The organism is Pseudomonas sp. NBRC 111133, from assembly GCF_001320605.1.
Classification (GTDB): domain Bacteria; phylum Pseudomonadota; class Gammaproteobacteria; order Pseudomonadales; family Pseudomonadaceae; genus Aquipseudomonas; species Aquipseudomonas monteilii.
Genome location: NZ_BCBJ01000069.1, coordinates 115,878 through 124,597 on the forward strand (window position 1 = coordinate 115,878; position 8,720 = coordinate 124,597).

9 protein-coding genes are annotated in these 8,720 nt (G+C 63.7%); 2 read left to right on the plus strand and 7 right to left on the minus strand.

The features are described from left to right. Positions 1–124: 124 nt before the first annotated feature. Positions 125–763 (plus strand): FKBP-type peptidyl-prolyl cis-trans isomerase, encoded by a 639-nt coding sequence (locus tag APH36_RS16290; RefSeq protein ID WP_060499471.1) that lies wholly within the window; start codon positions 125–127, stop codon positions 761–763. A gap of 9 nt (positions 764–772) precedes the next feature. Here APH36_RS16290 and APH36_RS16295 read toward each other — a convergent pair whose 3' ends face one another. From APH36_RS16295 to APH36_RS16325, 7 genes are all read right to left on the minus strand, one after another. Further along, a complete protein-coding gene (locus APH36_RS16295) occupies positions 773–1,243 on the minus strand; it encodes an Rsd/AlgQ family anti-sigma factor (RefSeq protein WP_060499463.1) in 471 nt (156 codons plus the stop codon). A gap of 230 nt (positions 1,244–1,473) precedes the next feature. After that, positions 1,474–1,980, minus strand: a complete 507-nt coding sequence (locus APH36_RS16300) for a disulfide bond formation protein B (RefSeq protein ID WP_060499464.1) — start codon at positions 1,978–1,980, stop codon at positions 1,474–1,476. A 222-nt stretch (positions 1,981–2,202) separates the two neighbouring features. Beyond that, entirely contained in the window at positions 2,203–3,441 is a 1,239-nt protein-coding gene (locus tag APH36_RS16305) for a heme biosynthesis protein HemY (protein WP_016714408.1), read from the minus strand. Continuing rightward, a complete protein-coding gene (locus APH36_RS32715; protein ID WP_060499465.1) occupies positions 3,438–4,538 on the minus strand; it encodes a uroporphyrinogen-III C-methyltransferase in 1,101 nt (366 codons plus the stop codon). The genes APH36_RS16305 and APH36_RS32715 overlap by 4 nt, the downstream gene beginning before the upstream one ends. A 45-nt stretch (positions 4,539–4,583) precedes the next feature. Continuing rightward, the gene (locus APH36_RS32720; RefSeq protein WP_060499466.1) at positions 4,584–5,351 is read right to left on the minus strand and encodes a uroporphyrinogen-III synthase; all 768 of its coding nucleotides are present in this window, start codon (positions 5,349–5,351) and stop codon (positions 4,584–4,586) included. After that, complete coding sequence (gene hemC / locus APH36_RS16320) at positions 5,348–6,289, minus strand: hydroxymethylbilane synthase (RefSeq protein ID WP_060499467.1); 942 nt, start codon at positions 6,287–6,289, stop codon at positions 5,348–5,350. Before hemC ends, APH36_RS32720 begins: the two co-directional genes overlap by 4 nt. Before the next feature lie 117 nt (positions 6,290–6,406). Further along, positions 6,407–7,150 carry a LytTR family DNA-binding domain-containing protein gene (locus tag APH36_RS16325; protein WP_060499468.1) on the minus strand — a complete coding sequence of 248 codons (744 nt, stop codon included), beginning with the start codon at positions 7,148–7,150 and terminating at the stop codon, positions 6,407–6,409. A gap of 296 nt (positions 7,151–7,446) precedes the next feature. Here APH36_RS16325 and argH point away from each other — a divergent pair. Then, the coding region (gene argH / locus APH36_RS16330) for an argininosuccinate lyase (protein ID WP_060499469.1) at positions 7,447–8,720 on the plus strand (1,274 nt) is incomplete at its 3' end.

The following is an 8,720-nucleotide window of genomic DNA, read 5'->3' on the forward strand; positions in this document are numbered from 1 at the left end:
CCGCTAGGGCATGTTGACCGTAATAGTGACGCTGCGTTGCATGCCTGGGCAAAGTTGTTATCTTGCAGCTGCGTGAAAGTGTAGTTGCTGAATTAATCATTGCTGATCTTTGGGAGCCAGGGTGTTGCCTCGATATCTTGTATTAGGTTTATGCCTGCTGGCCCCCATCGCCATGGCCGACAGTGACGAGCACGACCTGGCCTACAGCCTGGGCGCGAGCCTGGGTGAGCGGTTACGCCAAGAGATGCCAGGCTTGCAACTGGATGCACTGGTCGAAGGCCTGAAGCAGTCCTATCAGGGCCAACCACTGAAGCTGGACAAGGCACGCATGCAGGCTGTGCTCCAGCAGCATGAAGCACAGGCAGGTGATGCCGACACGCAGAAACTCCGGGCAGCCGAAACACGCTTCATGGCCAATGAGCGTGGCCGTTATGGTGTGCACGAACTACCGGAGGGTGTGCTGTACAGTGAACTGCAGCCAGGCACGGGCGCACAGCCCAAAGCAGGCGGCAAAGTGCAGGTTCGCTATGTGGGCAGGCTGCCGGATGGCTCGGTGTTCGACCAGAACCAGACACCGCAGTGGTTCAGCCTGGATTCGGTGATCGAAGGGTGGCAGGTGGCCTTGCCGCTGATGCACGCTGGCGCCAAATGGCGCCTGGTGATTCCTTCAGCGCAGGCCTACGGCGCCGAAGGAGCGGGTGACCTGATCGCACCCTATACACCTCTGGTATTCGAGATCGAGCTGCTGGCGGTTGGCGACTGACGCCAACGTTCAGGCCTCGACTGCGCCCTCTTCCTTGTGCGCGGTGTGCAGCACTTCGATCAGGCAGTCTTCGAGTTCGAAGCGCTCGTGCAGCAGGCCGCCCAGCTTGGCCAGCTTCTCGGCGAAGCGCTCGGTGTCCTTGCACTCGCCCTTGCTGCAATGATCATTGAAGGCCAGTGCAATCTGGGTGATGTCATTGATCCGCGGATTGATCTCTTCAGCCAGCTTCAGCGCTTTCTCGTCATCGAATGCCTTGGCCTCACTGACCAGTTGTTCGCAGACCTCGAAATGCCACGCCGAAACGTAGTCGACCAAGAGTGCACAGAAGTCACTGTGCGTATCTTTGTCAGCAAAGGCCGGCTTGGCATCGCGCAGGTCGCGGAAAGCCTGCACCAGTTGCTGGCGCTCCTCCAGCCAACGGTCGATCAGCTTGTGAACCCCACCCCAGCGTTCCTGAGCATTCTGACAACTATCGAGCATGGCGATCTCTTCCCTTCTGGGTAGATGCCGCTGCACCTCGCACCACGACCGCGCAGCACAAAGGTGACATCAGCAGGACGGCATCGAGCGGTTGTGTTTTCGGTATACGTGCTGCGAGATTATTCCCGCGCGTGCTGCCCATCAAGGTACGCAGCACACAAAGTTCATACAAGTGTTTAATACCCTGTTACATCGCCATTGGTCACACTCATGACGCAACCTTGCGCAGGTCAAGTTCGTGCCAGGGTGCGGAAACGATAAGCCAGCAGGCAACTCAAGGGCAGCGCCGCCAGCAGCAGAAAGGCCAGCAGGCTCCACTCGGGCAGTGTCAGGTCGAGAAAGCTCCAAGTCAGCGAGTTGCAATCCGGGCCACCCAGCAACAGTTGCCGCGCCGCCTCGCCCCAGGATTGCTCGAACACCCGCCCAATCGGAACCGGACATACATGGATGACCGCACCAGCGCCCTGCAACCAGACATGCCGCGCCGCCAGCAACGCACCGGCCAGCGAGCAGCCCAGCGTCGCCCGCGCGTACCGGCGGATGCCCTGCAAGCCTGGCGCCTGCAGCACAGCCCCCAGGCACAGCAACGCGTACGCCGCGAGCAGCAGACGCTGGCTGAAGCACAAGGGGCACGGCACCAGCCCTGGCATGTTTTCCAGTTGGAAAGACGCAGCCAGCACCGCCAGTGCGGCCAGGCAGGCAGGAAGGAAAAAGGAGCGCAAACGGGCCGGCAGCATGGGCGGTGAAGGTCCCGGGGAAGAAGGAGTGGCTTGAAACGGTAGAGGAAAGACGCGCTTTGTTTCAAGGCGCGACAGCAACGACAAGTCGCTGAATCGTGTAGGAAATTTCTAGAGTGGTGGTAGGAGGTGACTGAAGAAAGGGATTGCAGCGCCAACGTGCAGGCGTAGATAAATTACCAGCCCCCAAAGCCCGCGCCTTGGCGCGGGCTTTGGGGTGGGTCAGGCGCGTACGCCTTCTGGCAACGGCAGGGCCAGCAGGCGCTCGTCCAGCAGGCCGAGGCCCTCCTGGAACAGCTGGTTGCTGCGTTCGGTCTCGCCCAGGCCAGCAAGCAGGCGGGCCAGCTCGGCACAAGCCTCGGGGTTGCGCTCCATGCGCAGGCTGCTTTCCAGATAGTCACGTGCCTTGCCCCACAGGCGGTTCTGCAGGCTCAGACGGCCCAGGGTCAGCAGCAGGCTGGCGTCTTGCGGATGAGCCTTGAGCCAGCCTTCGGCGGTTTGCAGCTGGCGCGCCGGGTCATCACCGCGCACCAACCCGTACAAGCGGGCCAGGTGGCTTTCGTAGTCACGCTTGAGCGCAGTGCGCAGCACCTGTTCGGCCTCGCTCTGCGCGCCCACCTGGCGCAATTGCTCGGCGTATGCCAGCACCAGCTGTGGTTCCTGACGCTGGGCTGCGGTCAATTGCTGCCAGGCTCGCTCCAGGGCCTGACGCGCACTTTGTGCGTCTTCGCCACGGGTGGTGGCCAGGCTCAGGTTCTGGCCCCAGGCGCGTTGTTCAAGGGCAGCCAGCTCGGCGGGCGGCAGTACCTTGCCCTTGCGTAGATCGGGCAAAAGGCGGATGAGGGCCGACCAGTCACCACGTTCCAGGTGCAGACGTTGCAGCAGGCGCAGCACCTGGGTGTTGTGCGGATGACGCTCCTGCATGGCCAGCAGGGTTTCCAGCGCCCCGTCACTTTCGCCACGGTCCATCTGCAACTGGGCATGCGTCAGGGCAATGGCCAGTTCCGCTTGCGGCTGACGCTCCAGCGCCCGCTCCAGCAGGTTGTCGCTGTCTTCGGTGCGGCCTTGCTCGTTGGCAGCACGCGCGGCACCCAGGTAATACAGCAGCGGTTGGCGCTCGGCCTCGGCGGCACGGTGCAAGTGGCGCTGGGCGCTGGCCCAGCGGCCTTCGGCGAGGTCCAGCTGGCCCTGTTCGATGGCCACGCGAATGCGCCGGCTACGGTTGCGCCGCGACCACGGGTTGACCACGCCGCTGGAGGTCAGCACCAAGCCAACCAGGTAACGCAACAACCACAGCAGTGCGACCACGGCCAGCAGGCCGGCCAAAGCCGCCCACAGCCCCGACTGATAGCGGAAGCCACCATAGGAAATCAGCACGTAGCCGCTGTGCTTGGCGACTGCGATCCCCAACGCCGCAGCGACCACAATCGCCAGCACAGCCAACAGGTAGACACGCTTCATGGCTTGCCCCCTTCAGCCTCGGCCGGCAGGTGGCGGCGCTGAATATAGGCCTGCACGGCCGCCAGGCTCTCGCTGAGGTCGGGGGTAACCACCGACACTGGCTGATCGGCCAGGGCATTCAGGCTGTCGAGCATGGCCTTGCTTTGTGGGTTGTCGGCGTTGAAGTTGGCCAACAGTACGCTACGGGCGTCGTCCAGCGCCTGGGTGTAAACCTTGGCATCACCATTGAGTGCGGCCCACTGGGCCTGCTCGATGGTCAGGCTCAGGGCCAGGCGCAGCTGGTTCAGTTGCTGCCCGGCCAGCAACGGCCGCACGTTGTCATCGGCATTGAAGTCGATCTGGAAGTACTTGGATATTTCTGCCCACCACTGCGACAGGCGACTGGCACCATCACCGTCGGCAGTCAGGGCGCCGAGTGCATCGGCGTTGCTGGCAAACTCGGGGGACTGGGCACTGAGCTGCTGCACCAGCTCGCGCTGAGCGGCCAGCTTCAGGAACAGGCCGGTACGGTCTGGCTGCTGGGTGCTGTTGAGCGTGGCCAGGCTGCGCGCCAGTTGTTCGCGGGCGGCGAAGGCACCTGGGTCGCTCTGTTCGCGCAGAATTTCATCAGCGCCCTCGACCAGGGCCTTGGCGCTGGTGATGTCCTGTAGCGCCGACAGGCGCAGGGTGGCCAGGCGCAGCAAGTGCTCGGCCTCGGCCAGGCGCCATTCCTTGCGACTCTCGCCAAGCACGGTTTCCAGGCGCTGGCTGAGGCGTTGCTGGTCACCTTGCAATTGCGCCACCAGGCGGCGGCGGTCTTCCAGTTCGCTGGCAGCCGGCAGGCTGGCCAATTGCGCGCTGATTTGCTGTTCGCGTTGTTGCAGGGCTTCGGCGCGCTGGTTCAGCGCTTCGATGTGCTGGCCCTGGTTGAACTCACTGCCTTGCAGTTGGCGTACCTGCCAGACACCCCAGCCACCTACCGCCACTCCGGCTGCACCCAGGAGCAAGGCCAGCGCTGCCAGGCCATTGCCGGAGCGCTTGGCGGGTGGGGCGGTGACGGGTTCCGACGGCGCCTGTGCCGACGGCTGATCGTTATTGGACAAGACAGTCTCGCTCACGTATCCATCCTTTGCATGGGGGCGCATCGCGTTCAGCTTAGCGCCTTAAGAGGCAGGTGCAGCGCTGCGCTGCACAGCTGCCAGCAAGGCCGTGGCACTGGCGCCACGGCAATCCACAACCTGTTGGGCCCCGGCGGCCCTGGCCTGCTCGGCGACCCTGGGGCTGGGCACGAACAGCGGCAACTGTGCCAACTGCGGCCAATCGGCGCCGGCCAGCTGCTGCAAATGTTCAAAACCCTGCCCACTGCTGACCACCAGGCCATTGAGGCGTTCCGCTTCGATACGACGCTTCAGGGTGCCCGCCGGATAAGCCGGCAGGCAGCGACGATACAGTTCCAGATATTCGACACTAGCACCTTGCTCTGCAAGACGCTCTGCCAGCAGTTCGCGACCTCCGACGCCGCGAACGATCAACACACGCGGCGCAGGCACGGAAACGGCCTGGCGCAGGGTCGGCAGCGCCAGCAAGGCTTCGCTGTCATCGCCACGCGGCGGGCAGCTCACCCCCAGGCCTTTCTCCTGCAGCACTGCGGCAGTGGCCTCGCCCACGGTGAACCAGCCTTGCCGTGGCGGCTGCAAACCGGCCTCGGCCAGTTGCTCAAGCAACAGCCGGGCGGCAGGTTTGCTGACCACGATGATCGCCTGGAAGCCATGCAGGCCGTCCAGCAACAGGCGTTGCCGGGCCTGCCCGGTGACGGGCTCTATCTCCAGCAGCGGCATGCAGCTGCTGCCCACCCCCGCTGCCGCCAGGCTTTGCGCCAGTGCTGCGCAGTCCTCGGCAGAGCGGGTCAGCAACAGGCGCCATTGGCTCACGGGTGGCCGGCCTCGCCGTAGACTTCCTTGAGGATGGCCTCGGCGCCCTGGCCCAGCAGGTCTTCGGCTACCTGTACGCCGAGCATTTCAGCGCCAGAGCGAGGGGCGCGGGCATCGGCCACCAACAACGTACCGCCGCTAGGCTGACCGACCAGGCCACGCAGCCACAGCTGGTCGCCTTCGAGCACCGCGTAGCAGGCGATCGGCACCTGGCAGCCGCCATTCAGGCGTTTGTTCAGGGCACGTTCGGCCACTACCCGGTCGGCGGTGTCGGCATGGTGCAGTGGCGCCAGCAGCGCGTGGATCTCGACGTCGGCGCTGCGGCACTCGATGCCCACCGCGCCCTGCCCGCCAGCCGGCAGGCTGTCATCGACGCTGATGGTGGAGGTGATGCGGTCTTCGAAGCCCAGGCGGATCAGGCCGGCTGCAGCGAGAATGATGGCGTCGTACTCGCCAGCATCCAGCTTGGCCAGGCGGGTGTTGACGTTGCCTCGCAGGAAGCGGATTTGCAGGTCTGGGCGGCGCGTCAGCAACTGGGCCTGGCGGCGCAGGCTGGAGGTGCCGACGATGCTGCCGGCAGGCAGCGCTTCAAGGCTGTCGAAGGTATTGGAAACGAAGGCATCGCGCGGGTCTTCGCGCTCGCAGATGCAGTACAGGCCCAGGCCTTCGGGGAAGTCCATGGGCACGTCCTTCATCGAATGCACGGCGATGTCGGCTTCGTTGTCCAGCAGGGCGGTTTCCAGTTCCTTGACGAACAGGCCCTTGCCGCCGATCTTGGCCAGCGGCGCATCGAGCAGCTTGTCACCACGGCTGACCATGGGCACCAGGGTCACCAGCAGACCGGGGTGAGCCTGCTCGAGGCGGGCTTTGACGTATTCGGCCTGCCACAGGGCCAAGGCACTTTTACGGGTGGCAATGCGGATTTCGCGAGTGGACATGAAACGCCCCGATCCAGAGAAATACCGTCGATGATAACAGCATCGCCGGTATCCCTTGCAGATGTGGATCAACAGGCAATATGCAGCCGGCTGTAGACACGCGCAACCCCAGTGAAGTCAGAGGCTTTGCATCATCTTGCGCACGCCTGCCACATGCCGCCGGCTGACGGTCAGGGCATCACCGTCCAGGCCTTTCAGGTACAGCTGAAAATGCCCCAGCGGAGTACGCTGCAGGCGTTCGATGCGTTCGCGAGCCACCAGCGCATTGCGGTGGATCCGTACGAAGCGTTCGCCAAATTCATCCTCCAGGGCTTTGAGCGGCTCGTCGAGCAACACTTCCCCGGCCTCATGGCGCAAGGTCACGTATTTGTGGTCGGCAATGAAATAGATCACCTGGGGCAAAGGAATCAGCTCGATACCTTTGCGCGTGCGGGCACTGATGTGGCTACGCGGGCCGCCACCTTCATTGGCCGGCCGGGTAAGCGCCGCCAACTGGGCGCGGTTGGGTTTTTCGGCCTTGCGCAAGGCATCGCGCAGCGCCTGGGCCTGGAACGGCTTGGTCACATGGCTGAGGGTACTGTCCTTGAATGCCTCGGCACCGTATTCGTCATCCCCGGTGCAAAACACCACCGCCGGCGGCGCCTCGCGCTCGCACAAGCGTGCGGCAACCTGCAGGCCATCCAGGCCTGGCATGCCGATGTCCAGCAGGACCACATCGGGCTTGAGGCTTTCGATCAGCGCCAAGGCCTCCTCGCCGTTGGTGGCGCTAGGCTCCAGCACGGTGTAACCCTCCAGTTCGCCGAGCAGCCGGCTAAGCCGTTCACGGTCTTGGGGTTCGTCATCAACGATCAGGACATTCATAATTGCGCTGGATTCCTGAATGAGTCTCGCACAGGTATAGCGTAGACAGGTGTGGTTCGAGCGACACTGCGGTCACGCTCTAGACCGGTGCGATGGCCAAAGATTCACTCGGCCGGCAGATTCACTGCCAGTCCTCTGTCCAACTGTAGACGGTCCGTGGAACACTGCCGTTCATTCCTTAAAATCGTTCACCACCCTTTTCCGGGCATTTCTCTCGACCAGCGCCCTGCGGCGGCCAGCCCAACCCTGCTATTATCGGCGCCACTTTTTCGTTCACGCCTGCAATGAGTGAATCCATGAGCACCGACAAGACCAATCAGTCCTGGGGCGGCCGCTTCAGTGAGCCCGTCGACGCCTTCGTCGCCCGTTTCACCGCCTCGGTCGATTTCGACAAGCGCCTGTACCGCCACGACATCATGGGTTCGATCGCCCATGCCACCATGCTGGCGCAGGTCGGCGTGCTCAGCGATGCCGAGCGCGACACCATCATCGATGGCCTGAAAACCATCCAGGGCGAGATCGAGGCTGGCAACTTCGACTGGCGCGTCGACCTCGAAGACGTGCACATGAACATCGAAGCACGCCTGACCGACCGTATCGGCATCACCGGCAAGAAGCTGCACACCGGCCGTAGCCGCAACGACCAGGTGGCCACCGATATCCGCCTGTGGCTGCGCGATGAAATCGACCTGATCCTGGCCGAAATCACCCGCCTGCAGCAGGGCCTGCTGGAGCAGGCCGAGCGTGAAGCCGAAACCATCATGCCTGGCTTCACCCACCTGCAGACGGCCCAGCCGGTCACCTTCGGCCACCACCTGCTGGCCTGGTTCGAAATGCTCAGCCGCGACTACGAGCGCCTGGTCGACTGCCGCAAGCGCACCAACCGCATGCCCCTGGGCAGCGCCGCGCTGGCGGGCACCACCTACCCGATCGACCGCGAACTCACCTGCAAGCTGCTGGGCTTCGAAGCCGTGGCCGGCAACTCGCTGGACGGCGTGTCGGACCGCGACTTCGCCATCGAATTCTGTGCTGCTGCCAGCGTGGCGATGATGCACCTGTCGCGCTTCTCCGAAGAGCTGGTGCTGTGGACCAGCGCGCAGTTCCAGTTCATCGACCTGCCTGATCGTTTCTGCACCGGCAGCTCGATCATGCCGCAGAAAAAGAACCCGGACGTGCCAGAGCTGGTACGTGGCAAGACCGGCCGCGTGTTCGGCGCCCTGACCGGCCTGCTGACTCTGATGAAAGGCCAGCCGCTGGCCTACAACAAGGACAATCAGGAAGACAAGGAGCCGCTGTTCGACGCCGCCGATACCCTGCGCGATTCGCTGCGTGCCTTCGCCGACATGATCCCGGCGATCAAGCCCAAGCACGCCATCATGCGTGAAGCGGCCCTGCGCGGTTTCTCAACCGCCACCGACCTGGCTGACTACCTGGTACGCCGTGGCCTGCCGTTCCGTGACTGCCACGAAATCGTTGGCCACGCGGTGAAGTATGGCGTGGACACCGGCAAGGACCTGGCCGAGATGAGCCTGGACGAACTGCGCCAGTTCAGCGACCAGATCGAGCAGGA